General features: G+C 67.5%; 2 protein-coding genes. One reads left to right on the forward strand and one right to left on the reverse strand.

The features are described 5' to 3' along the window. Window positions 1-65 precede the first annotated feature (65 nt). A complete protein-coding gene (locus ACFU8Q_RS41450; protein WP_384465385.1) occupies window positions 66-428 on the reverse strand; it encodes a DUF1844 domain-containing protein in 363 nt (120 codons plus the stop codon). Window positions 429-772: 344 nt separating this feature from the next. Between ACFU8Q_RS41450 and infC the strand changes: the two genes are divergently transcribed. Further along, window positions 773-1,432, forward strand: a 660-nt coding sequence (infC, locus tag ACFU8Q_RS41455) for a translation initiation factor IF-3 (RefSeq protein ID WP_384465388.1), incomplete at its 3' end; no start/stop codon positions are given.

Here is a 1,432-nt window from a genome sequence, read left to right on the forward strand (position 1 = left end):
CGCCCGGGACGGGCGGGGGCTCACAGTCGTCAGAAGTCGGGAGGCGGAACCGGGGCCGTGCGGGGTCAGCCGAAGACGGGGCCGGTGTACTTCTCGCCGGGCCCCTGACCCGGCTCGTCCGGCACGAGCGACGCCTCGCGGAACGCGAGCTGCAGCGACTTCAGGCCATCACGCAGCGGAGCCGCGTGGAAGGAGCTGATCTCGGTGGTGCTGGCGTCCAGCAGGCCGGCCAGTGCATGGATCAGCTTGCGGGCCTCGTCGAGGTCCTTGTGTTCGTCGCCGTCCTCGGTCAGCCCGAGCTTCACAGCGGCGGCGCTCATCAGATTGACCGCGACCGTCACGATCACCTCGACCGCGGGCACCTCCGCGATGTCGCGGGCCATGTCGTCGAAGCCGGGGGAATCGGTGGTGGGGGTCGCGTCACTCATGCGCCATACGATAGGCCCACCCCGGTACCGCCCCGTCTGCGGGAGTGGTGGGCCGCAGCTGGTTCGCGCCCGCCCGGGGGAGCTGCTAACCTTGTGTAACGACCGGCTGTGCAGCTATGTGCTCAGCCCACAAGTGGAGGCTCCGATCTCCCACCTGGCTGTCCGTTCGGGCAGCGGGTCACCGGTCAGGTGGCGCCCATCGTTCCGTACGGACGATGGAGCCGCCCGATACGCCCCGCGGTTGACCGCGGCGGTGTTCCGGTAGTTCCAGGAGCCCCGCCTGTGTCCCGTCCGGGGCATTTTTCTTGTGCCGGCGCGGTTGGTCTGACGAAAACAGACGTTACGTGGCTGTCCGCCAGACGGCCGCGTGGTGCTACCGAGGAGGATCCATCAGCGCCGAGCCCCGCATCAACGACCGGATTCGCGTTCCCGAGGTGCGACTTGTCGGTCCCAGCGGCGAGCAGGTCGGGATTGTTCCGCTTGCCAAGGCCCTGGAACTCGCACAGGAGTACGACCTCGACCTGGTCGAGGTGGCGGCGACCGCCCGTCCGCCCGTGTGCAAGCTCATGGACTACGGGAAGTTCAAGTACGAGTCGGCCATGAAGGCCCGTGAGGCGCGCAAGAACCAGGCGCACACGGTCATCAAGGAGATGAAGCTCCGGCCGAAGATCGACCCGCACGACTATGACACCAAGAAGGGTCACGTCGTCCGGTTCCTCAAGCAGGGCGACAAGGTCAAGATCACGATCATGTTCCGTGGTCGTGAGCAGTCCCGCCCCGAGCTGGGCTTCCGACTGCTCCAGCGTCTCGCTTCGGATGTGGAGGAACTCGGTTTCATCGAGTCCAACCCGAAGCAGGACGGCCGGAACATGATCATGGTTCTGGGCCCGCACAAGAAGAAGACCGAAGCCATGGCCGAGGCCCGCGAGGCCCAGGCCGCCCGCAAGGCGGGGCGTCAGGGTTCCACCCCCGACGCCGGACCTGCGGGCGGGGCTGCCGAAGCG

This window comes from Streptomyces sp. NPDC057543, from assembly GCF_042801895.1.
Taxonomy (GTDB): Bacteria; Actinomycetota; Actinomycetes; order Streptomycetales; family Streptomycetaceae; genus Streptomyces.

Coding starts and splice junctions, on each gene's coding strand:
- ACFU8Q_RS41450 (WP_384465385.1), bottom strand. CDS start 428: ATGAGTGACGCGACCCCCACCACCGATTCCCCCGGCTTCGACGACATG.